Source organism: Sphingobium agrisoli, assembly GCF_041877245.1.
Taxonomy (GTDB): domain Bacteria; phylum Pseudomonadota; class Alphaproteobacteria; order Sphingomonadales; family Sphingomonadaceae; genus Sphingobium.
This window is the reverse complement of the sequence record NZ_JBHDJI010000003.1, coordinates 275319-301692: the sequence shown is the minus strand read 5'-3', so window position 1 is coordinate 301692 and position 26374 is coordinate 275319. Positions and strand designations below refer to the sequence as shown.

Sequence of the window (26374 nt, the reverse complement as noted above, 5' to 3'; positions counted from 1 at the left end):
CTCAAACCCCCGCATCCTCCAGCGACGCCTCCCCGAACCCCGCCGCCGCGAACGTCCCCGGCAGCGGCGCGACCGCCTGCGCCGGGGGTTTCTCTCCGCGCGGGACGCTCAGGAAGCGGCTGTGGAGCAGCATCGGGCCTTCGCCATTCCCATAGACCGGATCGCCCATAATGCCGAAGCCCAGCCCATGTTCGGCATGGACGCGAATCTGGTGGGTGCGGCCGGTTTCGGGGGTGAAGGCGATGAGCGCGCGGCCGTCTTTCTCCGCGATCTTGCGCCAGTGGGTGATGGCGGGCTTCCCCGCCTTCGCCGCGATCATGCGCCAGCCCTTCGCCTCGCTGCTCACCTTCTTGAGCGACAGCGCGATCGTGCCTTCCGTCTCCCCCGGCACCCCGTCCACCACCGCGACATAGCGTTTCGCCACCGTTCCCGCCTCGAACGCGGCGGCGAAGCGCTTGTGCGCCTTGGGGTTGCGCGCGAGCAGCAGGCATCCGCTCGTGTCCCGGTCCAGCCGGTGCACCGGCAAAGGCCAGCGCTGAAAGCCGAAGGTCAGCGAGGCGAGATGATTTTCCAGGCTGATCGACCCGTCGCGCGGCGCATCCACCGGCAGGCCGGCGGGCTTGTCGATGATGATCGCTTCGCCGTCGATGAACAGCACATGGTCGGTCAGCAGGGGCAAATCGGTTCCGATCGGGGGGAGGGGCTTTGCGTTGACGTAATCGGCGCATCCTATAGGTCGGAAGGACGATGGAGAATAGGGGGCAGGCAGAGGTGCGGTTCCGGCTCGACTGGGTCGACGTGGCGCGGGGATTGGGCATCCTCGCCGTCGTGGTGGGGCATGTGTGGACGCGCGGGCCGCTGCGCGACGCGATGTACAGCTTCCACATGCCGATCTTCTTCCTCCTGTCGGGAATGCTCTCGCGGCCCCGCCCGGTCGGCGATTTCACGCGGCGGCAACTGGTCGGCCAGATGCGCCCCTATGGCATATTCTTGGCTGCGCTGATCGCACTCGACCTGATCGTCGAAACCGCCAAGGGCAACCGCCCCATCTTCCATCAATGGCCCGAGGATTTCGTGCCGATCCTGCTCGGCGGCTTCTGGCTGCGCGGGCCGTTCACCATTTTCTGGTTCGTCCCCTGCCTGATGGTCGCGCGCATCCTCTTCAATATGGCGCTCACCCGCTGGCCCGATCCGCTCGACCGGCGCTGGGCGATCATCCTGCCGCCCATGCTGGCGCTCGCCCATGCGCTGGGCTGGTGGACGCAGGCGTCGGTGCTGGGGCTGCTCAGCGTGCCCATGGCCTTCGTCCTGCTCTGGGTCGGCGCGGCCTGGCCCCGGCTGCGCTGGCATAATCGCATGATCCTGCCGCTGGGAATGCTCGCGCTGGCGGGGCTGAGCGGCCTCTTTCCCACGCTCAACATGAAGGCGGCCGAATATGGCTGGCCCCTGCTGTCGATCGGATCGGCGATCGCGACCTCGCTGCTGCTGTTCCGCCTGTCTGCCTTGGCCGCCCCCTTCGCCCTGCCGATCGCAGCTTTGGGGCGCGAATCGCTGGCGATCATGTACTGCCATGTCGCCGTCATCCATTATCTGACGCCGTACCTGGGCAAGCTCTGGCTGCTGGCGCTCGCGCTCCTGATCCCGCTTGCCCTGGCGCGCTTGATCCGCCTGTCGCCGCGTCTCGCCCGCTGGCTGCTCTGATCTTTATTGCCGCATGTTCCGAGCCGTTGACCGGAAACGGTCAACTCGAACATGCTTCAGCCGTTCTGGATCAGCGTCAGCCGATCATCCTCCCGCGCGCTGGCGACGAGCGAGTAGGCCGCCTGCGCCACGATCTGCGCGCGGCTGAGCGCATCGCCGCTGACCTGCTGAGACGTGGCGACCGGATCGGCGACGGCGGCGCTTTCCGGCCCGGAATAGTAGAAACCCGCCTCGGTCAACTGCCGCGCCAGCGTCGTCTGCGGCGATGCCGGCGCGTTCAGCTGCGGTCGGCCAGGGGATCGCGCCAAATAGGTCAGCGGCTCGGTTTCCGCCGCCGGGGCGGAGGAGGGGGCAGGCACGTCGTCTGCCGGGGCCGGTGTCGGCTCGGGAGCGGGGGCGGGGGCGCTTGGCGCAGGCGGCGGCGAGACGATCGGCGTGAGGACTTGCGTCACCGGGGTCGTGACGGTCTCCACCGTTTTCTTGATCAGTCCCCAGGCGTTGCCGGAGCCGTTGATAGCGCTGACCATGATGATCCTAAAGTTTCGGCCCCCACGGTCGTTGTAATCTGGCCTGTCCTGCCATCATCCCAACGAACGGGCTTAGCCGGTCGTTAAGCATGTGGCGCAGCCGGCGCTATTCCTCGCCGAACTTGTCCTCGACCAGCGTCACCAGCTTGCCGAGCGCATCTTCCGCTTCCGGCCCGCTCGCCTTGATGACGATATGATCGCCCATCGCCGCACCCAGCATCATCAGGCCCATGATCGACGTGCCGGTCACATGATTGCCGTCCTTGCTGACGGTGATTTGGGCGGGCAAGCCGCTTGCCAGGGTCACGAACTTGGCGCTGGCGCGGGCATGGAGGCCGCGCTTGTTGCTGATCCGGACTTCCTGGCTGATTTCGCTCATGTGGTGCTGCCCAACAATTCTGACGCGACGCTGATATATTTCTGCCCGGCTTCGCGCGCGGCGGCGACGGCGGCGCGCACGTCCATCACCTTGCGCGCGCTTTCCAGGCGGATGAGCATGGGCAGGTTGATGCCCGCGATCACCTCGATCTCGCCGGCCTTCAGCAGCGATATGGCGAGGTTGGAAGGCGTGCCGCCGAACAGGTCGGTCAGCAGGATCACGCCCGACCCGTCATTGACGCGCGCGACCGCCGCCGCGATGTCCGCGCGGCGCAGTTCCATGTCGTCTTCCGGCCCGATGCAGATCGTTGCAATCTGCTGCTGCGGCCCCACGACATGCTCCATCGCGACGACGAATTCGGTCGCCAGCGACCCATGGGTGACGAGTACGAGTCCGATCATGTCCCTGTGCGGCCCACCTGTGTCATGATTATGCTTTCGGGCCTCCCGGGCGGCGCTTCTCCAGACTGTCCTGGGGCGCTGATTCTATATTGCGGTGCAGTACGGTGGGCGAAAAGCCCGCCCCTTGCAAGTGTTTCGCGACACGATCGGCGACATGGACGGACCGGTGCCGCCCCCCGGTGCAGCCGAACGCGACGGTAATATAGGCTTTGCCGCCCTCGGCGTAGCGCGGCAGCAGCGTGACCAGCAGATCCTCGATCTTGCCGACCGCCGCCTCATAGGCCGGATCGTCCTGGATATAGGCTGCAACCTTCGCATCAAGCCCGGTCATCGGCCGCAGCTTGTCGTCCCAATGCGGGTTGCGGAGAAATCGCATGTCGAACATCAGGTCGGCGTTGCGCGGCACACCCCGCGAAAAGCCGAACGACAGAATGGTCAGGATCGGTTCCGACAACCCCTCGCGCGAGAAACGCGCACGGATTTCCTGTTGCAGCGCATTGCTGCTGAAGCTGGTCGTGTCGATGACATGCGCGGCCCATCGGCGCAGCGGCTCGGTCAGTTCGCGTTCGCGGGCGATGCCGTCGGCGGCGGGCCGGTCGAGCGCCAGCGGGTGGCGGCGGCGCGTCTCGGCGAAGCGGCGCTCCAGCTCGGTGCCCGAACAGTCCAGGAAGAGCGTCTCAACATCATGGCCGTGCCGTTCCCGCAGTGCCTTGATTCTTTGCACGATCGCGCCGGCGTCGAAGCCTCGCGTGCGCGCGTCGATGCCCAGCGCCAGCGGCCGCGCATCCTCGCCCGCATGGCCTTCGGGCAGCGGCGTGCCCAGCAGCCGGTCGAGCAGGACGAGCGGCAGATTGTCGACCGCTTCCCAGCCCATGTCCTCCAGCGTCTTGAGCGCGGTGCTCTTGCCCGCGCCCGACAGCCCGGACACGAGCAAAATGGTTTTGGGCGCGGTCATGACAGCCCCAGCGCCTTAAGCGCCAGTTCGACCTTCACCGGGGCGGACGCTTCGAGCGGCGCGAGCGTCACCAGCGGCACCTCCACGCCCGCGACCCAGCGGCGCGCGGCCTCGGGCATCCGCTCGACCTTGTCGGCAAGATCGACAAGCAGGGCGACCGGCGCTTCGGCGAGCGACGGCATCACCACGATGCCGATGCCGCGCACTTCCATCTTTCCCGCGATGGTGCCGGGCGCCGTCGCCAGCAGCCGGCCATCGATGCGTTTCACCAGCGTATAATCGTCGCTGACCAGCACCGCGCCCCGATCAATGAGGCGCAGCGCCAGGTCGGACTTGCCGGCGCCGCTCGGCCCGCACAGCAGGACGGCGCGCCCGTCGATGGCAACGCTCGTCGCATGCAGCGTTTCGGATGATAATGCGCGCGCCATACCCCGCGCCTTTCTAGCCGCTGCGGGCGCTTATGCCAATGCTCAGCCGCGCCGCGTCTGGTTCAGCAGTTCATAGGCCATGACGGCGGTCGCCACCGCCGCGTTCAGGCTGTCGGCCTTGCCCCGCATCGGCATCTTCACCAAGAGGTCGCACTCCGCCTCATAGGCGGCGGGCAGCCCCTGCGCCTCGTTGCCGACCAGCAGGAAAGCGGGGCTTTGATAGCGCGGCTCCTGATAATCCTGCGTGGCCTTCAGGCTGGTGCCGATCAGCTGTCCCGGCCCGCTCCGCAGCCATGGAAGGAACGCCTCCCATCGCGCCTGCGTGATCGACTGGGTAAAGAGGGCCCCCATGCTGGCGCGCACCGATTCAACCGAGAAGGGATCGACGCAATCGTCGATCAGGATTAGGCCGCCCGCACCGACAGCGTCGCCGGTCCGCAATATCGTACCCAGATTGCCCGGATCGCGCAGCGATTGGGCGACGATCCAGATGTTCGCGCTGCTCCGGTCGACGTCGGCCAGGGGCGTCAGCCGGTCGCGATAGACGCCGACCACCGCCTGGGCATTCTCCTTCCCGCTGATCTTGGAAAGGATGTCGGGCGTGGTTTCGATGACGTCGCCGCCCGCCGCCTCCATCGCCGCGATCAATTCCTGCGCCAGCGGATGGACCGATCCGGCGTGGAACAGCATTTCGGGCAACACGCCTTCCTCGCGCGCCTCGGTCAGGATGCGCAAGCCCTCGGCAATGAACAGCCCTTCGGCCTTGCGATGTTTCTTTTCGCGCAGCGACCGGACTCGCTTCACCAGCGGGTTGGAAAATCCGGTGATCTCGCGTGCCACTCTTGCCTCAATCCCGATGCTTGTCGCCGCCGCCTCTCTATCGTCGCGCCGGCCAAAAGGACAGGGGGCATGGAACCGGCGCGCGCGCCCGTGGATTTGCGTCACGAACTTGCTTACGGGGGTGAAATGACCGAACCGCAATCGCGCAGCCACCGGATCGAGGATGGTTTCTTCCTCGCCCTCGTCATCCTCGTGTCGATCGCCTTCGCGCTGGTGCTGGAACCCTTCTTCGCCGCCGTGCTGTGGGGCATCATCGTCGCCATCCTGTTCTGGCCGGTGAACCAGGCGCTGCTTGGCGCGATGCCGGGGCGAAGGAACAGCGCCGCGCTCATCACGCTGACCCTCATCATCGCCATCGTCATCGTGCCGTCCATCCTGCTCGGTTTCGCGCTGGTGCAGGAGGCCGCACATTTCTACGCGAAAATCCAGTCGGGCGAGATCGACTTTGCCCGCATGTTCGCGCAGATGCAGGCGGCGCTGCCCGACTGGGCGCACGGGGCGCTACGCCGCATGGGGCTCAGCAATTTCGACGCGGCCCGCATCACCGTCACGCGCGGCATCACCAGCAGCTTCCGCAGCTTTGCCGGTCAGGCGCTGACGATCGGGCAGGGGGCGTTCAGCTTCGTCATCGCGCTTGGCGTGATGCTCTATCTCGCTTTCTTCCTGCTGCGCGATGGCGACAGGCTGTCGCAGCGTTTTGCCGAAGCCGCGCCGCTGCGCCCGCACCAGCGCGAGGCGCTGCTCCACCGCTTCGTCGTCGTCATCCGCGCGACGGTGAAGGGCAGCATCGTTGTCGCCATCGTTCAGGGGTTCATCGGCGGCATCGTGTTCTGGATGCTGGGCATCCAGGGCGCGCTGCTCTGGGGCGTATTGATGGGCGTCGCGTCGCTGCTGCCGGCGATCGGCGCGGGCCTCGTCTGGGTGCCGGTCGCGCTCTACCTGTTCGCGACCGGCGCGGTGTGGGAAGGCGCGGTGCTGGTCGGCTGCGGCGCGATCGTCATCGGTTCGGTCGATAATCTGCTGCGCCCGATCCTGGTCGGGCGCGACACGCGGATGCCTGATTATGTCGTGCTGATCTCGACGCTTGGCGGGATCGAACTGTTCGGCTTCAACGGTATCGTCATCGGCCCCGTCATCGCCGCGCTCTTCATCGCCACCTGGAACATCTTCACCCAGATGCGCCGGGAAGGCGGCCCGGCGCTCGACTGACGGCGCGGATATAGGGGCTGGCGCGGAGTCCCGCCGCGCCAGCCCCTGCCGGCCTCGATCCTCGCGACCCGGAGGCTCAGCGGCACAAGCATCTGAAAGACGATGCCGAATTGGCTCAGCCGTGCAGCTTGATCGCCGTCTCGGCCACCCGGCGGCCCTGATAGCGCGCGCCGTCCAGTTCTTCCTCGCTCGGCTGGCGGCTGCCGTCGCTGTCCGCCAGGGTGGTCGCGCCATAGGGCGATCCGCCGCGCACCTTGTCCACACCCATCTGTCCCTGGAACCCATAGTCCAGCCCGACGATGGTCATGCCGAAATGCAGCAGGTTGGTGATGATCGAGAAGAGCGTCGTTTCCTGCCCGCCATGCTGCGAAGCGGTCGAGGTGAACGCGCCGCCGACCTTGCCGTTGAGCGCACCGCGCGCCCACAGTCCGCCGGCCTGGTCGAGGAACGCCGCCATCTGGCTCGACATGCGGCCAAAGCGCGTGCCGGTGCCCACGATGATCGCGTCATAGTCGGCCAGTTCGGCCACGGTCGCGATGGGCGCGTCCTGATCCAGCTTGAAGTGCGCGTTCTTGGCGACGTCCAGCGGCGCGGTTTCGGGTACGCGCTTGATGTCGACCTGCGCTCCTGCGGACGCCGCGCCTTCGGCGACGGCCTTCGCCATCGTCTCTATGTGGCCGTAGGACGAATAATACAGCACCAGAACTTTAGCCATGGTCAGTCTCCTTTGAGAAGGGTGTTCAGCGAAAGGCGGCCGCCTGCACGGGGGAAGGGGGGATGTGCAGGCGGCCAGGAGGCCCGTCCGGTGTTGGGGGAAGGACGGACCCCCGAAAGGGTCAGAGGCTGTCGACCAGGACGATCTCCGCGTCCTCGATCCCGGTGATGGTGACGGGCGATCCGCCCAGGATCGCCGCGCCATCACGCGCCTCGAATATCTGGCCGTCTATGGCGATGCGGCCAGTCGCGGGCACCATGTAGATGTGGCGACCCTCCGCACTGTCATAGGTTACACTTTGCCCGGCCTTGATCGTGCCGCCCAGCAGCCGGGCGTCGGCGCGGATACGCAGCGCTTCTGTGTCCTCCTCGTACCCGCTGGCCAGCACCACCAGCCGCCCGGCCCGGTCGTCCCTAGGGAAGGGCTTAGTCCCCCAACAGGGCTGGCCGCCGCGCGTGCGCGGCATGATCCAGATCTGGAAGAGCGTGGTCGTCTCTTCCTCCAGATTATATTCGGCGTGCCGGATGCCGCTGCCCGCAGACATCACTTGGATGTCGCCGGCGGCCGTGCGCCCCTTGTTGCCCAGGCTGTCCTGGTGCGTGATCGCGCCGGCACGGACATAGGTGATGATCTCCATGTCGGCATGGGCGTGGGGCGGAAAGCCCGATCGCGGGCCGATTTCATCATCGTTCCAGACGCGGATCGCGCCCCAGCTCATCCGGTCCTCGTCATGATAGTCGGCGAAGGAAAAATGATGGCGGGCGTTGAGCCAGCCATGGTCCGCATGGCCCAACGACGCGAAGGGGCGGCGCTCGATGCGGCTCTGCGTGGTGGTGGTCATAGCATGATGCCTTTCGTTGCGAAGCCGTGCGGTTCCGCTTGCTTTCCCACAATCTAGTCCGCATCATCGTTTCATAAACCGACAGCATTGAAACGGATTGTTTCTGTATGCGCCTTCCCGATTTTGAAGCCTGGGCGATGTTCGCCGCCGTGGTCGAACATCGCAGCTTCACCGACGCCGCCAGGGCGCTCAGCGTTTCCAAGGCGACCGTGTCAAAGGCGGTGACCCGGCTGGAGGAGCATCTCGACACCAGCCTGTTCAACCGCACCAGCCGCCGCCTGGCGCTGACCGAAAGCGGCCGACGCCTTGCCGACCATGCCCAGCGCATTCTGGCCGAGGGGCAAGCGGCGGAGGAAGCGGCGCGCGATGAGACGGCGGAACTCTCCGGCGTGGTGCGACTGGGCGCGCCGATGACCTTCGGCCTGCTGCGCGTCGCGCCGCTGGTGGCGCAGTTCACCAAAGCGAATCCGCTGGTCGATGTCGACCTGCACCTGTCCGACGCGCGCATCGATATCGTGGAATTGGGCCTCGACGCGACCATCCGCATCGCGGAGATGCCCGACAGTTCGCTCCGCGCGCGGCGATTGGCTGACGTTACGATGCACGTCATCGCCGCGCCCGCCTATCTCGACGCACGCGGTTGGCCGCATCATCCCAATGATCTCGGCGCGCACGATTGCTTGTGCTATTCCAACGTGTCGCCGCCTGATGTGTGGCGCTTTTCGGGGCCAGGGCAACAGACCGTGGCGGTGCAGGTGCACAGCCGCCTCACCGTCAACAGCGGCGAAGCGATGCTGCCGGCGCTGCGCGAGGGCGTCGGCATCGCCCGTCTGCCCGACTTCATCGTCGGCGATGCACTGGCGAAGGGCGAACTGGAGGAGATACTGATCGACTGGCGCGCGCCGCCGATCGGCATCCATCTCGTCACCCCCCCGTCGCGTCTGCGCCCGGCGCGGGTCGATGCGCTGCTCGACTTTCTCGCCCGGCACCATGGCTGTTAACGATGCCGGTTTCGGGCGGGCAAATTCTTAATGCCCCGACCCCTTGCGCATATGGGCGGGACAGCGCCTGATCGTCGTTGCGAAGGTGAATCTATCTTGACTCTACCTCGCTCGTTTCGGCCGCAAACCCTTGTAATATGATTCAAATCCAAGCGACTCGCGGATTCCTGCCGGTTAGCGAATAATTAACCTTTGTCCTTCAGAAGTTTTTTGGTTAATGATTTGGCGCGGAAACCGTTCTTGTGGGGTGAACGGGACTGCAACGGACCGGAAGGTACAAAGGGGCTTCACATGCGCGTGCTGCTGATCGAGGACGAACCGACCACCGCCAAGGCGATCGAGCTGATGCTCACGACCGAGGGCTTCAACGTCTACACGACGGACCTGGGCGAGGAGGGGTTGGACCTCGGCAAGCTCTATGATTACGACATCATCTGCCTGGACCTCAACCTCCCGGACATGCACGGCTATGACGTGCTCAAGAAGCTGCGCGCGGCCAAGGTGCAGACGCCCGTGCTGATCCTGTCGGGCATCAGCGAGATGGACAGCAAGGTCCGCTCCTTCGGCTTCGGCGCCGACGATTATGTGACCAAGCCCTTCCATCGGGAAGAACTGATCGCCCGCATCCATGCGGTCGTCCGCCGCTCGAAGGGGCATTCGCAATCGGTCATCCGCACCGGCAAGCTTTCGGTCAACCTGGACGCCAAGACGGTCGAAGTGGACAGCAACCGCGTCCACCTGACCGGCAAGGAATATGCGATGCTGGAGCTGCTTTCGCTCCGCAAGGGCACGACGCTGACCAAGGAAATGTTCCTCAACCATCTTTATGGCGGCATGGACGAGCCCGAACTCAAGATCATCGACGTCTTTATCTGTAAGCTGCGCAAGAAGCTGGCGCTGGCGTGCAGCGGCGACAATTATATCGAAACCGTCTGGGGGCGCGGCTATGTGCTGCGCGATCCGGAGGACGTGTCGGAACAGCAGGCCAAGGTCGCCTGATCGATCGAATTACTGGGGGGTGGAAAGGCCGGTGTCCGCAAGGATGCCGGCCTTTTCCTTTGCGTCTCGTCACCAGCCGAAGGTGCTTAAGCCTCTCTTAACCGACCGCTCCTAAACGGATGGAAAAGGAGATCATCGTGGGTCAAGCCACCTATCATAGTCTGGAGGCTGCCTGGGACGCGATCTGCCGGTCGCAGGCGGTGATCGAGTTCGATCCCACCGGAATGATCCTCTGGGCCAACGACCTGTTCCTCGGCACCATGGGCTACGCGCTCGACGAAATCGTCGGTCGCCATCATCGCATCTTCTGCCTGGCCGACGACGCTGCCCGGCCCGCATATGCCGACTTCTGGCGCAAACTTGGCCGCGGCGATTTCGACGCGGGCGAATATCGCCGCATCGGCAAGGGCGGCCGCGAAGTCTGGTTGCAGGCGACCTACAACCCGGTGTTCGACGAAGCCGGCCGCGTCCAGCGCATCCTCAAGATCGCGACCGATACCACCCCATCCAAGATGCTGCGCGCCGAACTCAAGACGATGGTGGACGGGCTGGTCGACATCGTCGACGGCATTGGCCTCATCGCCAATCAGACCAACCTCCTGGCGCTCAACGCCACGATCGAGGCGGCCCGCGCCGGCGATGCGGGGCGCGGCTTTGCGGTGGTGGCGCAGGAGGTCAAGAAACTGGCCGGCGACACCCGCACCGCCACCGACCGCGCCCGCGCCATGGTCGAAGCAGCGGCCTGAAAAAACGAAGGCCAGCGATCCGCTTGGGATCGCCGGCCTTTTTTGAACGCGGTGGCACGCTCGGAAGACGCGCCTCAAGGGGTCATTCGTCCGCTTGACCTGGATTGCTGTTGCCACTCGCCGACGCGTTGCCGGTAACGCTGCCGCTCACATTGGCGGAAGAGGTGGCATCGCTCGCCGCAGCGGTCGCCGAACCGGCGGTCGAAGCGGCCCGATCGCGAACCGCGCCAGCCGTACCGGTCGCGCGATCCCGCACAACGCCGGCCGTCATTGCCGCTCGATCCCTCGCCGCGCCGGCGGTGTCCGTCGCCCGGTCACGCACCGCGCCCGTCGCGCTCCGCACATCGTTTACGCCGATTGTATCCACGCTCGCGCCCAGGCTGCCGGACCCGTTCGCCGATCCGGCGGCGCGCCGGCTCTTGTCGGGGCCGTCGACCCGGCTGCCGCTATGCGCGCGGCCATGGCCGTGGGTGCGGGTGCTCACCGTGCCATTGTCCAGATCGACGCTGCGATCCAGCGCGCCGCGCCCACCGACGCCGTTGTTCAGCGTCCCGCCAAGCCCGCCGGCCGCGCCGCCCAGGCTCCCGCCCAGCGCCCCGCCCAGGCCACCACCCCCGCCGCCGCCCAGTAGCTGCGCCGAAGCGGGCGCGGCAAAAACGAGGGGGAGGACGCAAGTCGCGGCAATCAGATATTTGGCTTTCATCGCTCGTCTCCATCAAACATCATTGGGATGTCAGGAAAACGCCGGACCCCAGCCGTTTCATTCCGACCCATGCGAAAAGAAAACAACTGACTGAAAATCAATCCATATTTCTGCACGTCCCGCACAGCAGCGGCGGTTTGCCACGCGCGGCCTCGGCGCGCAGCGCGGGGACGCTCCCTCGCGCGAAGAGCCGTCCGGCGACCAGCGGCGCGGCAAAGCTAGTCCCTCGCACCGCGCCCTTGCCGCCATCCACCGTTGCGGCGCGCATGTCCGCGCCCGGTGCGGCGAAATCGACGTGGAGCGCCCGGCCAGCTTCGGGGAGCGGTCGTCCACGCCCGTCGATCCCGGTCACGGCGATCACGCCGGGGTAGGAGGCGGGATAGGCGGGCGGGGCGGCCGGGCCGTCATTGCCCACCGCCGCCACCACCGTCACGCCCTTGTCCCGCGCCAGCCGTATCGCGCCCTCAAGCAGCGGGTTGGCCGGGCCGACGAGACTGACGGTCACCACCGGCACCCCGCGCGCCGCCATCCATCCCAGCGCCCGGACGATGGCAAAAGCGTTGCCGCCCGCCGGATCGTCGCCATAGACATCCGCCACCAGCAAGGGCGCGGCCGGTGCTGCACCCCTGACGCTCCCATTCCCCGCGATCAGCGAGGCAACAGCGGTGCCATGCGGGCTCGCGCGCGGCGCGCCCTGCGCGAAGCCGCGCTGTTCGACCCCGCCGGTAAGCGAAGGATGGCGCGCGACCCCGCCGTCGATTAGACCGGCCGCGCGACCCGCCACCTTGCCGGACGCCAGCGCATCGGCGGCCATCGCCACGGCAGGCCCGCTCGGAAAATAGAGATTGTCAGCGCTTGCCTGCGCTCCGGGCGCGCGCCTCCGCACCTCGCGCAGCGCGCGTGCCAGGCTGCGTCCTGCCGGCGGCGTCAGCTTTGCCACCGGAAAATCCAGCCCCTCGACCGTTTCGCTCGCCACGCCATAGCCCGCCGCGCGCAGCGCCTCCAGCGTGGCGGCGTCCGCCCCGGTCAGCAGGATGACGCCGTGCCGCGCCGGCTCTCGCCTGTCGTCCAGCTCGATCCGGTCGCCATGCGCGCGCAGCAGCCCGTCGATGCGCGCCACCCGCGCCCCCGCCAGCCGATCGGCGATCCGCGAGGGGGCCAGCCGTTCCAGCTTCACCCCATCCACCACGCCGCCAACGCGGCCCAGAAGGTCGGGCGCGACTTGGCCCACCGGCGGCAGCAACTGCGCCTGCGCGCCGGTCGCGCCGGGCGCCATCAGGATCAGCCCGGCGATCATCCAGGGGCGGGTCAACCGCATCGCATCCTCATTCCTTTCGCCTGCAAAATGATCCATTGTGAAAAAATGTCCGCTCGTCTTTTTTCTTGCGGGATGAAACGGCCGGGGTCGCGCGTTTCATCCCTGTAAACCCGAGACGGAGAGCCGATGTCGTTCGAGCGCGACCTGCTAGCGATCCTGCCCAGGCTGCGCCGTTTCGCGCTCAGCCTGTCGCGCGACCGTGCCGATGGCGACGATCTGTGTCAGGCGGCGCTGGAACGGGCGTTGAAGGCGCGCGACCAATGGCAGCCCGGCACCCGCCTCGACAGCTGGATGTACCGGATCATGCGTAACCTCTGGATCGACGAAGCCCGCGCGCGGCAGCGCGCCGCCCGCACCTTCGCCCCCGAAGAGGCGGGCGCGACGGTCGGCCATGCCGGCGATCGCGACATAGAGGCGCACATGACCCTGTCCGACGTCGATCGCGCGATGCAGGCGCTGCCCGCCGAGCAGCGCGAGGCGATCGCGCTCGTGCTGGTGGAGGGGCTGTCCTACAAGGAAGCGGCGGCGGTGCTGGGCGTGCCGATGGGCACGCTCACCTCGCGGCTGGTGCGCGGGCGCGGCGCGCTGATCGAGATGATGGGAGAGGCGGCATGAGCGAGATCGACGAAGCCATGCTGATCGCGCTGGTGGACGGCGAGCTGGACGAGGTCAACCGGCGGCGGATCGAACGCGCCGCGGCGGAAGACACTGCGCTGGCCGAGCGACTGGCGCGCCATCGGCGGCTGCGCGCCCGGCTGGCCGATCATTACGCCCCGGTTGCGGAGGAACCCGTGCCCGACCGCCTTCGCGCGATGCTGGAGCAGGGCGCGGCGATCGTGCCGATCGCGCGTCCGGCGCCGCGCTGGCGCGGCTGGGCGACCGGCGGCGCGATCGCCGCCAGCCTCGTTCTCGGCCTGACGCTGGGGCGCTTCTCAGGTGGCGAGGCCGGGCCAGTGGGCATGGAAGGCGGCGTTATGGTGGCGCGGGGCGACCTCGCCCGCGCGCTCGACACGCAACTCGCCTCGGCGCAGGACGGCGCGCCGGTGCGGATCGGCCTCAGCTTCCGCCGCAAGGGCGGCGGCTGGTGCCGCAGTTTCGACGGCGCGGTCGCCGGCGTCGCCTGCCGCGAAGGGGATGGCTGGCAGGTGCAACAGATGCTGCCCGGCGGCGGCCCCGGCACCGACTATCGCCAGGCATCCTCGACCGACGCGCGCGTCATGGCCACCGTCGACGCGCTGATCGACGGCGCGCCGACCGACGCGGCAGGCGAGAAGGCGGCTGCGGCGCAGGGCTGGCGATGAAGGAACTGACCGCAGCAACTTAGTGCTCCTGCGAAAGCAGGAGCCCAGGGCGGCTACGCTTTCCGGCTGAATCTGTCATGGAAGGATTTTCTTCGTCACCCCGGATCAAGTCCGGGGTGATGAGTCAGAGAAGTTTGTTCAATCCCCCGTCTGGATGACCCAGCGCTCGCTCCCTTCCAGACCCAGCGCCGTCAGCCGCCCCGAAAAATAGGCTCCCGTGTCGATCCCGATCCGGTTCGCCCGCTCGTCCACATCGTCGGTAATGCTGTGCCCATGCACCACCATCAGCGGGTGCGCGCCCTCATGCTCCAGGAACGCCCGCCTGATCCAGCGCATGTCCGCGCCGCTCTGCCGGTCGATCGGCACGCCGGGGCGGATGCCGGCATGGACGAACAGATAGTCGCCGACAATCAGGCGGTCGGGCAGCGCGTCCAGAAAATCGACATGGTCGCGCGGCACATGCGCCAGCATCCAGGCCGCGATCTCCACGTCCGCCATCGCCTCGAAATCCCGCGGCACGAGGCCATAGCTGGCAAGCGTCGCTCCGCCGCCCGCCTTGCGGAAAGTGGGGATGGCGGTCACATCGCCCTTCGCCGCCAGCAGGAACAACTCCTCATGATTGCCTTTGAGGCAATGCAGCCCCGCCTCTTCGGCCGCAAGCGCCATAACCAGCGACACGATCTGTCGCGAGGCCGGGCCGCGATCCACCAGGTCGCCCAGCAGGATGAGGGTCGGCGGCATCGGCCCGCGCGCGCGGTCATCCTCTGCGATCCGCCGGAGCAGCGCTTCCAGCAGGTCGAGCCGGCCATGCACGTCGCCCACCGCATAGACGCGGCGATCCTCGCCGACGCTCGGCGCCAGTTCGTCCGCCAATCCATCCGCCGGCACGGGCGCGGGCTGCATCAGATTGCGCCAGAAACTCATGGCGCGCAGTCTCGCATTACAGGCGCGGCAATGTCACGCCCTGCTGACCCATATATTTGCCCGCCCGGTCGGCATAGCTGACCTCGCACGGTTCATTGCCTTGCAGGAACAGGAACTGGCACGCCCCTTCATTGGCGTAGATTTTGGCGGGCAGGGGGGTCGTGTTGGAAAATTCCAGCGTCACATGCCCTTCCCAGCCCGGCTCCAGCGGGGTCACGTTCACGATGATGCCGCACCGCGCATAGGTGGATTTGCCGAGGCAGATGACCAGCACGTCGCGCGGCACCCGGAAATATTCGACCGTGCGAGCTAGCGCGAAGCTGTTGGGCGGGATGATGCAGACATCGGTCTTGCGGTCGACGAAGCTGTTCGCCGCGAAATCCTTGGGGTCCACCACTGCGCTGTCGACATTGGTGAAGATCTTGAATTCGTCCGCCACCCGCGCGTCATAGCCGTAGGAGGAAAGGCCGTAGCTGATGCAGCCATCGCGCTTCTGGCTCTCGACGAAGGGCTCGATCATGCCGGAGGCTATCGCCTGTTCACGGATCCAGCGGTCGGAAAGAATGGCCATGGCTCTTACTATGTCCTGTCAGGAACGATCCCTAAATCCTTGGGACCAAAGGCATGCGGAAGAAGCTCGGCGACGCTGAGAGTGACCACCCGGTCGCCGCTCGGGGTTGCGCAATGGATGGCGAGGGGCCGGCCGGCCATCTGCTCCGCCTCGTTCATGATCTGCCGGCACCGGCCGCATGGTGTGACGAGCGCCTCGGCCCCTGCCTCCATCGCCCCGCCCACTACCGCGATCGCCTCGACATCGGCGAGCCGCCCCTGGGCATTGACGCTCGCCAGCGCCACCGTCTCGGCGCATAGCGACAGGCCATAGCTCGCATTCTCGAAATTGCATCCGGTGATGATCGAGCCATCGGTCAGCCGCACCGCCGCCCCCACAGCAAAGCGGCTATAGGGCGCATGGGCGTGCGCCATCGTCCCTCGTGCAGCCCCAATCAACTGTCCAACTCGCTGTTCAACTTGCATCAGGGCGCCACCACATCCCACCGAACCGGGCCGTCGATGCCGTCGATATGCCGCATGTCGCTGGCTGTCCACATCACCCAGGGCCGGCTGGCATAATCGGGCGGGAAGAAATTGCCGTCGAGCCACAGGGTCCGGTTGATCCCGCCGCCAATGTCATAGGCCGCGTCGAAATCCTCGGTGACGTTCAGCAGCACCGGCTTTCCGGCATGAGCCTCGATCAGGTTTACCAGCGTGTTGAGTTCGGACAGGAGCAGGTCACGCCCCGGCCGCGCGCTGCATTCGGGGGTGAAGGCCAGGCGGATGACCGGCGGCAGCGCAGCATTGTCGCGCGGCACCGTGGTGATGAAGCGCGTCGCCTGATCGCTCGCCAGGCGGCAGGGCGAAAAGTCGATCGTCGCGCCGTATCGCATCCCCGCCGCCCGCGCCCCGCGCCAGTTGGCGGCGAAGGCGGGATCGCGCCGGTCCGCGCCGACGGCCGCCCGGATATAGGCGAAATCCGCCCCCTGCGCCGCCAGCGTGCCCCAGTCGACCGCACCGTCCGCCGCGCTGATCGTCACCCCCTGCACCGGATATTGGTCGCGGGATGGCGCCCACGCGCGGGCATAGAGCCACAGCGCCAGCGCCAGCATGGCGACCAGCGCGCAACCCCCCGCGATCCGGCCCAGCAATCCCCCCAATGTCACGACCCTGATCGTCCTATCCCTTGATATGCAGCACGCAGATCAGCGTGAACAGCCGCCGCGCCGTGTCGAAATCGACGGCGATCTTCCCCTCCAGCCGCTCCATCAACTGCTCCGCCGCGTCATTGTGGATTGCCCGCCGCGCCATGTCGACCGTTTCGATCTGCGCGGGCGAAGCGTTGCTGATCGCCTGATAGTAACTGTCGCAAATGGCGAAATATTCGCGGATCGGTCGCCGGAACCGGCCGAGGCCCAGGATCACGGCCTCTAGCGGCGCGTCGTCCTCGCGGTTGATCTCGATCACCAGCCGCCCGTCCTCGACCCGCAGCACCACCTTGTAGGGGCCGGTATAGCCGTCGGCATGGGTGCGCTGGGGGGCGAAATGATTATCCTCCAGCAGGTCGAAGATCGCGATGCGCCGTTCTTGCTCCACATCGGCGTTGCGCCAGAGGATCGTCCGCTCGTCGAGCTTGATGTCTATGATGCGCGGATCGGCCATAAGCGAAGCGAATAGTCAGTGGGACGGCCGCCGGTGAAATGCAAGCGCCACTTATCCACAGATGCTTGGGGACTGCCCCCTTGCATGGGGGGCGCAGCGAGCCGAAAGAGGGCGCATGGTCGAACTGCTGAAAATCAACCCCGCCGAGGCGAGCGGCGTCGAACTGCCGCGCAATGTGGAGGCGGAAGCCGCGCTGCTCGGCGCGATCATGATCGACAACCGCATCGCGGAGGATGTCCAGCTCAAGCTCAAGGCCGAACATTTCTTCGAGCCGCTCCATGGCCGCATCTACGACGCGATCATGCGACTGCTCGACCGCGACATGGTCGCCAATCCGGTGACGTTGAAGCCCATGCTGGATCAGGATCCGGCGCTCAAGGAACTGGGCGGCGCGGCCTATCTGGCGCAGTTGACCGGCAGCGGCGCGGCGCTGATCGGCGCGCGCGACTTTGCGAGCCAGATTTACGATCTCGCCCTGCTGCGCCAACTGGTCAGCGTCGGCCGCGAGCTGGTCGAAAACGCGCTCGATACCAGCGAGGACGTCAATCCGCGCGAGCAGATCGAGGCGGCCGAAGTCGCGCTCTACAAAGTGTCGGAGGGGGAGGGGGAGAGTGGCTCGGTCAAGAGCTTCCTGACCGCCTCCACCATGGCGGTGCAGGTGGCCGAGCGCGCGCTCAACAGCGGTGGCCATGTGTCGGGGATCACCACCGGCATCAACAGCCTCAACGCCAAGATCGGCGGCCTCCATAATTCGGACCTCATGATCCTGGCCGGTCGCCCCGGCATGGGCAAGACCTCGCTCGCCACCAACATCGCCTATAATGCCGCCTCGCGCTGGGTGCGGGACAATGCCGACGGCATCCCGCCGGAAAAGAATATGGGGGCCAAAACCGCCTTCTTTTCCCTCGAAATGTCCGCCGACCAGCTCGCGACCCGCGTGCTGGCCGAACAGTCGGGAATCAGCGGCGAAGCGCTGCGCATGGGCAAGATCAGTCGCGCCGACTTCCAGAACCTGTCCCGCGCCGCCCGCGAGCTGCAGGAACTGCCGCTCTTCATCGATGACACGCCCGGCCTCACCATCGCGGCGCTCCGCACCCGTGCGCGCCGCTTGAAGCGCCGGCACGACATCGGCTTCATCGTCGTCGACTATCTCCAGCTTCTACAAGGCACTGGGAAGGGCGACGGCAACCGCGTCAACGAGATTTCCGAGATTTCGCGCGGCTTGAAGACGCTGGCGAAGGAACTTCACGTCCCGGTGCTCGCCCTCTCGCAGCTCAGCCGCGCGGTCGAGCAGCGCGAGGACAAGCGGCCGCAGCTTTCCGACCTGCGCGAATCCGGCTCGATCGAGCAGGACGCCGACATGGTCTGGTTCGTCTTCCGCGAGGATTATTACGAAGCCGCCAAGGAACCCAAGGTCGAGGACGAAGCCGCCTACGCCGCCTGGCGCGAAAATATGGACCGCATCTACGGCAAGGCGGAAGTGATCGTCGCCAAACAGCGCCACGGCTCCACCGGCCGCATCCGCATGAAATTCGACGCCAAGATCACCCGCTTCTCCGACCTCGCCGAGGATGGGTACGAGGATATGAGCTACGAATAGCGTGTAGCGCGCGGGATACCGGGCTCGACCCGGGATCCCGCTTCTTGAACCAAGCATAGACAGCGGAACCCCGGATCAAGTCCGGGGTGACGGACAGGGTTAGCCTATCGCCGCCTTCGCCCGCGTCGCGATCCGCTGCTCCAGCATCGATAGCGGCATCGCGCCTTCCTCAAGGATGGCGTGGAACTGCTTGAGATCGAAGCTCTTGCCCTGCGCTGCCTGAGCCGCCGCGCGCGCCTTGCTCCAAATCCCGTGACCGACCTTGTAGCTGGTCGCCTGACCCGGCTGAGTGCAGTAACGCTCGACCTCGCGCTGGCAGCGCGGCCGAGCGAAGCCGGTGGTCTGGACCATATAGTCGGTCGCCTTTTCGCGGCTCCACTGCTTCGCATGGATGCCGGTGTCGATGACAAGGCGCGCGGCACGGAACAGGAAGGACTGGAGATAGCCCGCCCGGTCGATCGGCGTCGCATAGCCGCCCAGTTCGTCGGCCAGCTGCTCGGCGTAGAGCGCCCAGCCTTCCGAATAGGCGCTCATGAAGGCGATCTTGCGCAGCATCGGCACGTCGCCCGCCGTCTGGGCGGTCGAAATCTGAAGATGATGGCCGGGAACGCCCTCATGATAGGTCAGCGCCGGCAGGCCATATTTCGGCCAGTCGCCGACATCCTTCAGGTTGATGAAGTAGATGGCCGGCCGCGACCCGTCGAGCGCGGCGCGATTATAATAGCCGTTGGACGCGCCATCCTGAATCTCGACCGGCACCGCCCGGATCTCCAGCGGCGTGTCGGGGATGGTGGCGAAGGCCTGCGGCAGCTTCGCCTTCATCGCGTCGAGATCGCGGTTGAGCTGCGCCAGCAGCGCGGCGCGCCCTTCCGCGCTGTCGGCGTAGAGTTGCGAGGGGTCGACATTGAGTGCCGCCAGCCGCTCGCCGATCGTGCCGCTGGTCCGACCCGCGCCTTTCAGGATCGTGTCAAGCTGCGCGCTGATGTCGGCGACCTGCTCCAGGCCCATGGCGTGGATCTGATCGGCGCTGAGGTTGGTCGTCGTCGCCTGTTTCAGCGCCGCCGCGTAGATTTCGTCGCCGCGCGGGGTGCGCCACACGCCGTCGCCCGCCGCAGTCTTGGCCTTGAGCGCCTCGATCGCCGCGATCTGCTCGTCCAGCGCGGGGTAGATGGCCTTCTCGACGATCGCACTCGCCTGCGCCTGCCAGTCGCCCGCTATGCCCTTGGCGGCGGCACGCTTCACCAGCGACTGCACCATCGAGCTGTCCGCGGCAGGCTGCCCACGCAGTTTCTTCAGCTGCCCCAGCGTCAGGTCGAGCGACCAGCTGGGTGCCAGATAGCCGCGCGCCGCCTCGTCGCGCTGGAGCGCGGTGTCGGTGCGGAGGTTGCGGGCGAGGGCGTCGAGCCGAGCGACATAGGCGTCGCAGTCGGACGCGACGTTGATCGTGTGTGCGGTGTTGAGGAAGTCGGGGGTGCGGAAATAGGCGCCGCCCTGCTGGAAGATGCGGTAAGGCCGTTGTACGCTGTTGAGCTCGAATTGCCCCGGCGCGACGGTCTGCTGCCCCAGCGAATACAGGATCACGTCAAGGTTGAGCCGCTGTCTCTCCGACAGGCTCGCGCCCTTGTAGCCTTCCAGTTCGGCGACGGCGGCGCGCGTGGCGGCCAGATCCTTCATCATGCCCGACTTGCTGTTGTCGTCGAGCTGGCTCTTCGCCCCGGCGCGCGCGCCCTTGTCGAGACCCAGGCTGGTGACGAGCGTCGGCGAAAGATCCAGCTGCCGCTCGAAAATGGTCGCGAATGCCGCATTGAGCCGCGCATCGTCGCGGCCCTCGTTCTGGGCAAGCGCACGCGGCGCGGCCGCAGCCAGAGCGACCGCGCCGCTGCTGGCAAGAAATGAACGACGATCCATAAGCGACTCCCTTATTTGCATAAGGGTGTATTACGCCGCTGGCACGATCCGTCCAGACGTTCGTAACTTTGTTACGGCTGCGCGATATTTTCGATCGAGCATGGCTTAGAAAACCGGCTGGTTGGCCGGGTCTTCGGGATCGGCCTTGCCCATCGGCGAGATGGAGGAAACGGGCGAATGGATGCCGCATTCCACCTTGTCCCACCCCCGCCAGCGTCCCGCGCGCGGGTCTTCGCCCGGCAGCACCTTGGACGTGCAGGGTTCGCAGCCGATCGAAAGATATCCCTGGGCCTCCAGCGGATGGCGCGGCAGGTCATGCTCGGCAAACCAGGCCTCCAGATCGGCCTTTGTCCAATCGCCCAGCGGATTGATCTTGAGTCGCCCGTCCTCGACCTCGAATCGGGGCAGGTTCTGGCGTGTTACCGACTGGAACGCCTTGCGTCCCGAAATCCAGGCGTCGAGTCCATCCTTGGCGCGGCGCAGCGGCTCGACCTTGCGAATGTCGCAGCAGCCGTCAGGATCATAGGACCAGCGCAGTCCCGTCGCATCCTTCGCCGCCAGCACATCGGGCAGCGGCGTCACGGTGCGGCTGTCGGTGAGGCCCAGCCGCTGCACCAGCAGGTCGCGATAATGCAGCGTTTCGTCGAACATCTTGAGTGTGTCGACGAAGATAACCGGCACGCTCGGATCGGCTTTCGCCACCAGGTCGAGCAGCACCGCGCTTTCGGTGCCGAAGGAGGAGACGACGCCGACATTGCCGGCCAGCTTCTCGGCGAACACGGTTCCCAGCATCGTCAGCGTATCGACACCCTCGAACCGGGCGTTGAGCGCGTCCGCATCGGCCTGGGTGAAGGCGGGGCGGGCGTCGATCATGTCGATCTTGCGGGCGGGTTCAGCCATGGGTCTTCTCCGGGTGCCGCTTCGCCCAGATGGGGCTGCGGCCATCGATCGTCTTTTGGTAGACGTCTGCATATCGGGTTAGCGCGCGCTCGACGGCGGCGTCGTCCAGCGGCTTGGCGGGATGGAAACTGTCGAAGCCGCAGCGGCGCATGGCGCCCAACTGATCGACCAGCACGTCGCCCACCGCGCGCAATTCGCCCTTGTAACCGGCTTCACGCAGGATGCGGGCGGCTGAATAGCCGCGTCCGTCGCCATAGGCGGGGAAGTTCACCTCCACGAGCGAGAGGCGGTCGATATGGGGCAGCAGTTCGCGCGCATCCTCGCCCGCTTCGATGCGGACGGCGGTGGAGTTGGACTGGCCAGTGAAGGATTCGACCGTGACCGCAGGTTCCTGCGTGGCGTCGCCGTCTCGGAAAGAGAGGAACTCAACCATAGATCGCCTCCTTGAACGGCTTCATGCCGATGCGGCGATAGGTATCGAGGAAGCGTTCGCCGCTCTCCCGCTGGGCGAGGTAGATGTCGGTCACCTTCTCGATCGCATCGACCACCCCGTCCTCGGAAAAGCCGGGGCCGGTGATCTGGCCCAGGCTGGCGTCCTGCGCGCCCGATCCACCGAGCAGCAGCTGGAAATTCTCCACGCCCTTCCGATCGACGCCGAGGATGCCGATATGCCCGGCATGATGGTGGCCGCAGGCGTTGATGCAGCCGCTGATCTTGAGCTTCAACTCGCCCAATTCCGCCTGCCGCTCCGCCGCCGCAAAGCGCTGCGCGATCTTCTGCGCCAGCGGGATCGATCGGGCGTTGGCGAGCGCGCAATAATCGAGGCCAGGGCAGGCGATGATATCGGTGATGAGGTCGAGATTGGCTTCGGCCAGACCCGCTTCGTCCAGCGCCTGCCAGATGGCGTGGAGGTCCGCCTTCTTCACATGCGGCAGGACGAGGTTCTGCGCATGCGTCACCCGGATTTCATCGAGCGAGTAGCGTTCGGCCAGGTCCGCCACCAGCGCGATCTGCTCGGCCGAGGCGTCGCCGGGAATGCCGGTCAGCGGCTTCAGGCTGATGTTGACGATCGCATAACCCGGCGCCCTGTGCGCCGCGACCTGCCGGTCGACCCAAAGCGCGAAGGCCGGATCGCTCCGGTCGATATCGTCGGCAAGGCCGGTCTCATAAGAGGGCGGCGCGAAAAAGGCGCGGATACGGTCCAGTTCTTCGACCGGCGGGTTGAGGCCGAGCGTCCGCATATGGGCGAACTCTTCCTCCACCTGCCGCTTATATTCCTCGACCCCGATTTCATGGACCAGGATCTTGATCCGCGCCTTATACTTGTTGTCGCGCCGGCCATAGCGATTATACACGCGCAGGCAGGCTTCGAGATACGACACGATCTCGTCTTCGCCCACAAAGTCCCTGATAAGCGGAGCGACCATCGGTGTCCGTCCCATTCCGCCGCCGGCATAGACTTCCGCGCCAATGCGTCCGTCCCGCAGCACCAGCTTCAGCCCGATATCGTGCAGCCGCATCGCCGCTCGGTCGTCGTCCGATGCGATCACCGCAATTTTGAACTTGCGCGGCAGGTAAGTGAACTCCGGGTGAAAGCTCGACCATTGGCGCAGCAGCTCCGCCCAGGGGCGCGGGTCCGCCACTTCATCGGCGGAGACGCCGGCATATTGGTCGGAACTGATATTGCGGATGCAGTTGCCGCTGGTCTGGATGGCGTGCATCTCGACACTCGCCAGTGCGGCGAGGATGTCGGGCGCGTCGGCCAGCTTGATCCAGTTGTACTGCAGGTTCTGCCGGGTGGTGAAATGGCCGTAGCCGCGATCATATTTCGCCGCGATCTCGCCCAGCTTCCGCATTTGCCGGCCCGACAGCGTGCCGTAGGGAATGGCGACGCGCAGCATATAGGCGTGGAGCTGAAGATAGAGGCCGTTCATCAGCCGCAGCGGCTTGAACTGGTCCTCGGTCAGCGCGCCGGTCAGGCGGCGCTCCACCTGCTCGCGAAACTCGTCGACGCGGGCGTCCACCATCGACTGGTCGTAGCTATCATAACGATACATGGTTCAGATCACCCAGTTGCCGGCGTTGGCGTCGTTCGGTTTCAATGTCAGGTCGGGGCGCACAGTGGGGCCGAGGGCGCGGATGCGGTCCTTGATATGCGCCGGGCGAACGCCGTCGTCGGTCAGCGTCGCGTCGATCACATAGGCGCCGACCACTCGCAGCGCGGCTTCCTCCGTACGGGCAAGATCATCGCCCTGCGCGCCGACATCGACGCTGTCGGAGACCTGACGCGACCAGCCATCCCCCGCCCACCAGATGACGTCCCCGGTCACGAGGTCGTTGCCGGTCAATATTTTCACCGATGCATCTCCGTACCAAATTGTTTGCCCCAGCACGTCGCGACATCCTGTGCGATCGCATACGCCGCCACATCGCCCACGACGATCAGCGCGGGGCTCTTCACCTGTTCGCGCGCGACCATATCGCCCAGGTCGGCAAGCAACGTCCGCAGCGAACGCATGTCGGGCCGTGTCCCATTCTCCAGCACTGCAACGGGAATAGCCGGCGATACGCCATCGGCGATCAGCTTCTCGGCAATGTCGGTGGCGGTCGCGACGCCCATATAGATAACGAGCGTGCGACCCTTGCCGGCAAGGCCCGACCAGTCCTGTGTCGTCAGCCCCTTGCACTGGCCGGCGACAAAGCTGACCGCGCTGGAGGCGGCGCGATGGGTGAGGGGGAGCAGCGCCTGCGCCGCGCTGCCCAGCGCCGCGCTGACGCCGGGCACGACCTCGACCGGAACGCCGGCCGCGCGGCAGGCTTCCACTTCCTCTCCGCCGCGCCCGAAGATGAAGGGATCGCCGCCCTTCAGCCGCACCACCCGCCGCCCCTCGCGCGCCAGATCGACCAGCAACGCGTTGATCGCTTCCTGCGGCAGGCTGTGGCGGCTGCGCTGCTTGGCGACCGAGATGAGGTCGGCGTCGGGCGACGCGAGGGCAAGGATATCGGCCGACACTAGCCCGTCATGCACGATCACGTCCGCCTCGCCGATCAGGCGCGCGGCCTTTATCGTCAGCAGGTCGGGATCGCCCGGCCCCGCGCCCACGAGATGGACGATGGAAGGTGCAGCTTCAGCCATGGTCGCCACATGGCGAAAGCACATCCGATGTTCAATTCAGAATGGGTATGGCGGGGGCTAGGAAATGTTTGGCCCCTCAGTCCCCCATCGCGGCGACATCTATATCCTTCAACCCCACGCCGATCGAGGCGCGGGGGGTCTCGATCTCGGCCGATACCACCGGGTAGGCGCAATAGTCGGCGGCATAATAGGCGCTCGGCCGATGGTTGCCCGATATGCCGACGCCGCCGAAGGGCGCGTTGGAAGCCGCGCCATTTGTGGGGCGGTTCCAGTTGACGATGCCGGCGCGGATGTTGGACCAGAACTGGTTATATTGTTCCGGCGACCCGCCGATCAGCGAAGCCGAAAGGCCATAGCGCGTGTTGTTCGCCTCCGCGATAGCGTCGGCGAAGTCCCCGACGCGGATCACCTGGAGCAGCGGGCCGAACAATTCGACATCGGGCCGCTCCTTCATGGCGGTCACGTCGATGATGGCGGGGCTGAGGAAGGGGCGTTCCTTGTTCAGCCGCACCATATGCTTGATCGGCCGGCCGCCGTTGCTCATCAGATAGAGGAAGCTTTCGGTCAGCCCATCGGCGGTCTGATTGTCGATCACCGGCCCCATATAGGGTGCGGGGTCGGCATGGGGGTGGTCGACGATCAGCCGGTCGGTGAGCTTCTTCACCTCCGCGATCAGCCGGTCGGCGATCGTGTCGCGCACGATCAGGCGGCTGGCGGCGGTGCAGCGCTGCCCGCTGGTCATGAAGGCGGACTGGACCACGATGGTCGCGGCCGCGTTGATTTCGGGCGTGTCCCAGACGAGGATGGGATTGTTGCCCCCCATTTCCAGCGCCAATATCTTGGATGGCTGGGCGGCGAACTGGCGGTTGATCGCGATACCGGTCTGCGCCGATCCGGTGAAGAGCACGCCACAGACGTCGGGGTGCGCCGTAAGCGCCTTGCCGACCTCCGCACCGCCAGGGAGCAGCCGCACCACATCGGCTGGCACGCCTGCCTCATGATACAGCCTGACCATCATCTCGCCGACTGCCGGGGTCTTTTCTGACGGCTTGAACACCACCGCATTGCCAGCCAGGAGCGCCGGGATGATATGCCCGTTGGGCAAATGCGCGGGAAAATTATAGGGGCCGAGCACAGCCATCACGCCATGGGGCTTGTGCCGCACCGACTGGCGCGCGCCAAGATTGGCCTCCAGCCGCCGCTGACCGGTGCGGTCCGAATAGGCGGCGACGCTGATATCGACCTTGCTCATTACCGCCTGCACTTCGTTTCGCGCGTCCCACAGCGGCTTGCCGGTCTCGCGGGCGATCAGGTCGGCCAGCTTGTCCTCATGCCGGCGCACGACATTGACGAAGCGGCGCAGCGTTTCGATGCGATAGGCGATGGGCTGCGCCGCCCATTTAGGCCACGCCTTGCGCGCACGCTCGACTTCGGCGCTCACATCGCCTGGCTCCCCTTGCCAAAGCAGCGCGCCGGTGGCGGGTTCATGCGAGGAGAGCGAAGCGACCATTTGGGGATAAGTCTATGCCGCGAAAGGGTTAAGGAATGGATAGGGGAAGAGATGCAGCCGACCCCCGCGGCCTGGGCAATCCCCCGTATCGCCGCTGCGTCTTGCCCGCGCAACGCCG

The 26374-nt window shown here is 66.2% G+C and carries 31 protein-coding genes; 8 read left to right on the top strand and 23 right to left on the bottom strand.

Annotation, left to right across the window (positions count from 1 at the left end; all coding sequences use genetic code 11):
• Window position 1: 1 nt before the first annotated feature.
• Entirely contained in the window at window positions 2-679 is a 678-nt protein-coding gene (locus ACETPF_RS08005; protein WP_373933911.1) for an RluA family pseudouridine synthase, read from the bottom strand.
• 68 nt (window positions 680-747) lie between these two features.
• Between ACETPF_RS08005 and ACETPF_RS08000 the strand changes: the two genes are divergently transcribed.
• Window positions 748-1701 (top strand): acyltransferase family protein, encoded by a 954-nt coding sequence (locus ACETPF_RS08000; protein ID WP_373933910.1) that lies wholly within the window; start codon window positions 748-750, stop codon window positions 1699-1701.
• 56 nt (window positions 1702-1757) lie between these two features.
• Here the strand turns inward: ACETPF_RS08000 and ACETPF_RS07995 are convergent, their stop codons facing one another.
• The 6 genes from ACETPF_RS07995 to ACETPF_RS07970 form a co-directional block, all read right to left on the bottom strand.
• Window positions 1758-2228, bottom strand: a complete 471-nt coding sequence (locus ACETPF_RS07995; RefSeq protein ID WP_373933909.1) for a hypothetical protein — start codon at window positions 2226-2228, stop codon at window positions 1758-1760.
• 106 nt (window positions 2229-2334) lie between these two features.
• Window positions 2335-2607, bottom strand: a complete 273-nt coding sequence (locus ACETPF_RS07990; RefSeq protein ID WP_373933908.1) for an HPr family phosphocarrier protein — start codon at window positions 2605-2607, stop codon at window positions 2335-2337.
• Window positions 2604-3008 (bottom strand): PTS sugar transporter subunit IIA, encoded by a 405-nt coding sequence (locus tag ACETPF_RS07985; protein WP_325419834.1) that lies wholly within the window; start codon window positions 3006-3008, stop codon window positions 2604-2606. The genes ACETPF_RS07990 and ACETPF_RS07985 overlap by 4 nt, the downstream gene beginning before the upstream one ends.
• A 28-nt stretch (window positions 3009-3036) precedes the next feature.
• Window positions 3037-3963, bottom strand: a complete 927-nt coding sequence (gene rapZ, locus ACETPF_RS07980; protein WP_373933907.1) for an RNase adapter RapZ — start codon at window positions 3961-3963, stop codon at window positions 3037-3039.
• Window positions 3960-4391 (bottom strand): HPr kinase/phosphorylase, encoded by a 432-nt coding sequence (locus ACETPF_RS07975; protein ID WP_373933906.1) that lies wholly within the window; start codon window positions 4389-4391, stop codon window positions 3960-3962. Before ACETPF_RS07975 ends, rapZ begins: the two co-directional genes overlap by 4 nt.
• Window positions 4392-4433: 42 nt before the next feature.
• Window positions 4434-5231 (bottom strand): TrmH family RNA methyltransferase, encoded by a 798-nt coding sequence (locus ACETPF_RS07970; RefSeq protein ID WP_373933905.1) that lies wholly within the window; start codon window positions 5229-5231, stop codon window positions 4434-4436.
• 126 nt (window positions 5232-5357) lie between these two features.
• On the opposite strand from ACETPF_RS07970, the gene ACETPF_RS07965 reads away from it, so the two are divergent.
• On the top strand, window positions 5358-6440 hold the full coding sequence (locus tag ACETPF_RS07965; protein ID WP_373933977.1) for an AI-2E family transporter: 1083 nt from the start codon (window positions 5358-5360) through the stop codon (window positions 6438-6440).
• A gap of 115 nt (window positions 6441-6555) precedes the next feature.
• Here the strand turns inward: ACETPF_RS07965 and wrbA are convergent, their stop codons facing one another.
• Window positions 6556-7155, bottom strand: a complete 600-nt coding sequence (wrbA, locus tag ACETPF_RS07960; RefSeq protein ID WP_373933904.1) for an NAD(P)H:quinone oxidoreductase — start codon at window positions 7153-7155, stop codon at window positions 6556-6558.
• Window positions 7156-7276: 121 nt separating this feature from the next.
• On the bottom strand, window positions 7277-7996 hold the full coding sequence (locus ACETPF_RS07955; protein ID WP_373933903.1) for a pirin family protein: 720 nt from the start codon (window positions 7994-7996) through the stop codon (window positions 7277-7279).
• 107 nt (window positions 7997-8103) lie between these two features.
• Between ACETPF_RS07955 and ACETPF_RS07950 the strand changes: the two genes are divergently transcribed.
• The 3 genes from ACETPF_RS07950 to ACETPF_RS07940 all read left to right on the top strand — a co-directional run bounded on the left by ACETPF_RS07950 (window position 8104) and on the right by ACETPF_RS07940 (window position 10742).
• On the top strand, window positions 8104-8997 hold the full coding sequence (locus tag ACETPF_RS07950) for a LysR family transcriptional regulator (RefSeq protein ID WP_373933902.1): 894 nt from the start codon (window positions 8104-8106) through the stop codon (window positions 8995-8997).
• 291 nt (window positions 8998-9288) lie between these two features.
• Window positions 9289-9996 (top strand): response regulator transcription factor CtrA, encoded by a 708-nt coding sequence (gene ctrA / locus ACETPF_RS07945; protein ID WP_373933901.1) that lies wholly within the window; start codon window positions 9289-9291, stop codon window positions 9994-9996.
• A 119-nt stretch (window positions 9997-10115) separates the two neighbouring features.
• Window positions 10116-10742, top strand: coding sequence for a methyl-accepting chemotaxis protein (locus ACETPF_RS07940; protein ID WP_373933899.1), 627 nt, complete (start codon window positions 10116-10118; stop codon window positions 10740-10742).
• Between the two features lie 82 nt (window positions 10743-10824).
• On the opposite strand, the gene ACETPF_RS07935 is transcribed toward ACETPF_RS07940, so the two are convergent.
• Window positions 10825-11445, bottom strand: coding sequence for a hypothetical protein (locus tag ACETPF_RS07935; RefSeq protein WP_373933898.1), 621 nt, complete (start codon window positions 11443-11445; stop codon window positions 10825-10827).
• Between the two features lie 97 nt (window positions 11446-11542).
• A complete protein-coding gene (locus ACETPF_RS07930) occupies window positions 11543-12799 on the bottom strand; it encodes a S8 family serine peptidase (RefSeq protein ID WP_373933897.1) in 1257 nt (418 codons plus the stop codon).
• Window positions 12800-12889: 90 nt separating this feature from the next.
• Between ACETPF_RS07930 and ACETPF_RS07925 the strand changes: the two genes are divergently transcribed.
• A complete protein-coding gene (locus ACETPF_RS07925) occupies window positions 12890-13378 on the top strand; it encodes an RNA polymerase sigma factor (protein ID WP_373933896.1) in 489 nt (162 codons plus the stop codon).
• Window positions 13375-14064 carry an anti-sigma factor family protein gene (locus ACETPF_RS07920; protein ID WP_373933895.1) on the top strand — a complete coding sequence of 230 codons (690 nt, stop codon included), beginning with the start codon at window positions 13375-13377 and terminating at the stop codon, window positions 14062-14064. Before ACETPF_RS07925 ends, ACETPF_RS07920 begins: the two co-directional genes overlap by 4 nt.
• Window positions 14065-14202: 138 nt before the next feature.
• Here the strand turns inward: ACETPF_RS07920 and ACETPF_RS07915 are convergent, their stop codons facing one another.
• The 5 genes from ACETPF_RS07915 to ACETPF_RS07895 form a co-directional block, all read right to left on the bottom strand.
• Window positions 14203-14967 carry a metallophosphoesterase family protein gene (locus ACETPF_RS07915; protein ID WP_373933976.1) on the bottom strand — a complete coding sequence of 255 codons (765 nt, stop codon included), beginning with the start codon at window positions 14965-14967 and terminating at the stop codon, window positions 14203-14205.
• A gap of 37 nt (window positions 14968-15004) precedes the next feature.
• Window positions 15005-15559 carry a dCTP deaminase gene (gene dcd / locus ACETPF_RS07910; protein ID WP_373933893.1) on the bottom strand — a complete coding sequence of 185 codons (555 nt, stop codon included), beginning with the start codon at window positions 15557-15559 and terminating at the stop codon, window positions 15005-15007.
• Window positions 15560-15567: 8 nt separating this feature from the next.
• The gene (locus tag ACETPF_RS07905) at window positions 15568-16023 is read right to left on the bottom strand and encodes a cytidine deaminase (protein ID WP_373933892.1); all 456 of its coding nucleotides are present in this window, start codon (window positions 16021-16023) and stop codon (window positions 15568-15570) included.
• Window positions 16023-16652, bottom strand: coding sequence for a GH25 family lysozyme (locus ACETPF_RS07900; RefSeq protein ID WP_373933975.1), 630 nt, complete (start codon window positions 16650-16652; stop codon window positions 16023-16025). The genes ACETPF_RS07905 and ACETPF_RS07900 overlap by 1 nt, the downstream gene beginning before the upstream one ends.
• A 67-nt stretch (window positions 16653-16719) precedes the next feature.
• On the bottom strand, window positions 16720-17202 hold the full coding sequence (locus tag ACETPF_RS07895; RefSeq protein WP_373933890.1) for a UPF0262 family protein: 483 nt from the start codon (window positions 17200-17202) through the stop codon (window positions 16720-16722).
• 115 nt (window positions 17203-17317) lie between these two features.
• Here ACETPF_RS07895 and ACETPF_RS07890 point away from each other — a divergent pair, with 115 nt between their 5' ends.
• A complete protein-coding gene (locus ACETPF_RS07890; RefSeq protein WP_373933889.1) occupies window positions 17318-18802 on the top strand; it encodes a replicative DNA helicase in 1485 nt (494 codons plus the stop codon).
• Between the two features lie 99 nt (window positions 18803-18901).
• Here ACETPF_RS07890 and ACETPF_RS07885 read toward each other — a convergent pair whose 3' ends face one another.
• The 7 genes from ACETPF_RS07885 to astD form a co-directional block, all read right to left on the bottom strand.
• Window positions 18902-20710 carry a DUF885 domain-containing protein gene (locus ACETPF_RS07885; protein WP_373933888.1) on the bottom strand — a complete coding sequence of 603 codons (1809 nt, stop codon included), beginning with the start codon at window positions 20708-20710 and terminating at the stop codon, window positions 18902-18904.
• 105 nt (window positions 20711-20815) lie between these two features.
• A complete protein-coding gene (locus ACETPF_RS07880) occupies window positions 20816-21610 on the bottom strand; it encodes a phosphoadenylyl-sulfate reductase (RefSeq protein ID WP_373933887.1) in 795 nt (264 codons plus the stop codon).
• A complete protein-coding gene (locus ACETPF_RS07875) occupies window positions 21603-22043 on the bottom strand; it encodes a DUF934 domain-containing protein (RefSeq protein ID WP_373933886.1) in 441 nt (146 codons plus the stop codon). The genes ACETPF_RS07880 and ACETPF_RS07875 overlap by 8 nt, the downstream gene beginning before the upstream one ends.
• The gene (locus ACETPF_RS07870) at window positions 22036-23667 is read right to left on the bottom strand and encodes a nitrite/sulfite reductase (protein WP_373933885.1); all 1632 of its coding nucleotides are present in this window, start codon (window positions 23665-23667) and stop codon (window positions 22036-22038) included. The genes ACETPF_RS07875 and ACETPF_RS07870 overlap by 8 nt, the downstream gene beginning before the upstream one ends.
• 3 nt (window positions 23668-23670) lie before the next feature.
• Complete coding sequence (locus tag ACETPF_RS07865; RefSeq protein ID WP_373933884.1) at window positions 23671-23967, bottom strand: DUF2849 domain-containing protein; 297 nt, start codon at window positions 23965-23967, stop codon at window positions 23671-23673.
• Window positions 23964-24746 carry a uroporphyrinogen-III C-methyltransferase gene (gene cobA / locus ACETPF_RS07860; protein ID WP_373933883.1) on the bottom strand — a complete coding sequence of 261 codons (783 nt, stop codon included), beginning with the start codon at window positions 24744-24746 and terminating at the stop codon, window positions 23964-23966. Before cobA ends, ACETPF_RS07865 begins: the two co-directional genes overlap by 4 nt.
• Window positions 24747-24822: 76 nt before the next feature.
• Window positions 24823-26256, bottom strand: coding sequence for a succinylglutamate-semialdehyde dehydrogenase (astD, locus tag ACETPF_RS07855; RefSeq protein WP_373933882.1), 1434 nt, complete (start codon window positions 26254-26256; stop codon window positions 24823-24825).
• Window positions 26257-26374 lie beyond the last annotated feature (118 nt).

Excerpts from the sequence above, each read along its gene's own strand:
- ctrA (WP_373933901.1), top strand. The coding sequence starts at position 9,289 with ATGCGCGTGCTGCTGATCGAGGACGAACCGACCACCGCCAAGGCGATC.
- wrbA (WP_373933904.1), bottom strand. The coding sequence starts at position 7,155 with ATGGCTAAAGTTCTGGTGCTGTATTATTCGTCCTACGGCCACATAGAG.
- ACETPF_RS07990 (WP_373933908.1), bottom strand. The coding sequence starts at position 2,607 with ATGAGCGAAATCAGCCAGGAAGTCCGGATCAGCAACAAGCGCGGCCTC.
- dcd (WP_373933893.1), bottom strand. The coding sequence starts at position 15,559 with ATGGCCATTCTTTCCGACCGCTGGATCCGTGAACAGGCGATAGCCTCC.
- ACETPF_RS08000 (WP_373933910.1), top strand. The coding sequence starts at position 748 with ATGGAGAATAGGGGGCAGGCAGAGGTGCGGTTCCGGCTCGACTGGGTC.
- ACETPF_RS07940 (WP_373933899.1), top strand. The coding sequence starts at position 10,116 with ATGGAAAAGGAGATCATCGTGGGTCAAGCCACCTATCATAGTCTGGAG.
- ACETPF_RS07905 (WP_373933892.1), bottom strand. The coding sequence starts at position 16,023 with ATGCAAGTTGAACAGCGAGTTGGACAGTTGATTGGGGCTGCACGAGGG.
- ACETPF_RS07900 (WP_373933975.1), bottom strand. The coding sequence starts at position 16,652 with ATGCTGGCGCTGGCGCTGTGGCTCTATGCCCGCGCGTGGGCGCCATCC.
- rapZ (WP_373933907.1), bottom strand. The coding sequence starts at position 3,963 with ATGACCGCGCCCAAAACCATTTTGCTCGTGTCCGGGCTGTCGGGCGCG.
- ACETPF_RS07890 (WP_373933889.1), top strand. The coding sequence starts at position 17,318 with ATGGTCGAACTGCTGAAAATCAACCCCGCCGAGGCGAGCGGCGTCGAA.
- ACETPF_RS07995 (WP_373933909.1), bottom strand. The coding sequence starts at position 2,228 with ATGGTCAGCGCTATCAACGGCTCCGGCAACGCCTGGGGACTGATCAAG.
- ACETPF_RS07985 (WP_325419834.1), bottom strand. The coding sequence starts at position 3,008 with ATGATCGGACTCGTACTCGTCACCCATGGGTCGCTGGCGACCGAATTC.
- ACETPF_RS07925 (WP_373933896.1), top strand. The coding sequence starts at position 12,890 with ATGTCGTTCGAGCGCGACCTGCTAGCGATCCTGCCCAGGCTGCGCCGT.
- ACETPF_RS07870 (WP_373933885.1), bottom strand. The coding sequence starts at position 23,667 with ATGTATCGTTATGATAGCTACGACCAGTCGATGGTGGACGCCCGCGTC.
- astD (WP_373933882.1), bottom strand. The coding sequence starts at position 26,256 with ATGGTCGCTTCGCTCTCCTCGCATGAACCCGCCACCGGCGCGCTGCTT.
- ACETPF_RS07915 (WP_373933976.1), bottom strand. The coding sequence starts at position 14,967 with ATGCAGCCCGCGCCCGTGCCGGCGGATGGATTGGCGGACGAACTGGCG.
- ACETPF_RS07930 (WP_373933897.1), bottom strand. The coding sequence starts at position 12,799 with ATGGATCATTTTGCAGGCGAAAGGAATGAGGATGCGATGCGGTTGACC.
- cobA (WP_373933883.1), bottom strand. The coding sequence starts at position 24,746 with ATGGCTGAAGCTGCACCTTCCATCGTCCATCTCGTGGGCGCGGGGCCG.
- ACETPF_RS07935 (WP_373933898.1), bottom strand. The coding sequence starts at position 11,445 with ATGAAAGCCAAATATCTGATTGCCGCGACTTGCGTCCTCCCCCTCGTT.
- ACETPF_RS07885 (WP_373933888.1), bottom strand. The coding sequence starts at position 20,710 with ATGGATCGTCGTTCATTTCTTGCCAGCAGCGGCGCGGTCGCTCTGGCT.
- ACETPF_RS07950 (WP_373933902.1), top strand. The coding sequence starts at position 8,104 with ATGCGCCTTCCCGATTTTGAAGCCTGGGCGATGTTCGCCGCCGTGGTC.
- ACETPF_RS07920 (WP_373933895.1), top strand. The coding sequence starts at position 13,375 with ATGAGCGAGATCGACGAAGCCATGCTGATCGCGCTGGTGGACGGCGAG.
- ACETPF_RS07955 (WP_373933903.1), bottom strand. The coding sequence starts at position 7,996 with ATGACCACCACCACGCAGAGCCGCATCGAGCGCCGCCCCTTCGCGTCG.
- ACETPF_RS07975 (WP_373933906.1), bottom strand. The coding sequence starts at position 4,391 with ATGGCGCGCGCATTATCATCCGAAACGCTGCATGCGACGAGCGTTGCC.
- ACETPF_RS07880 (WP_373933887.1), bottom strand. The coding sequence starts at position 21,610 with ATGGCTGAACCCGCCCGCAAGATCGACATGATCGACGCCCGCCCCGCC.
- ACETPF_RS07895 (WP_373933890.1), bottom strand. The coding sequence starts at position 17,202 with ATGGCCGATCCGCGCATCATAGACATCAAGCTCGACGAGCGGACGATC.
- ACETPF_RS07965 (WP_373933977.1), top strand. The coding sequence starts at position 5,358 with ATGACCGAACCGCAATCGCGCAGCCACCGGATCGAGGATGGTTTCTTC.
- ACETPF_RS07875 (WP_373933886.1), bottom strand. The coding sequence starts at position 22,043 with ATGGTTGAGTTCCTCTCTTTCCGAGACGGCGACGCCACGCAGGAACCT.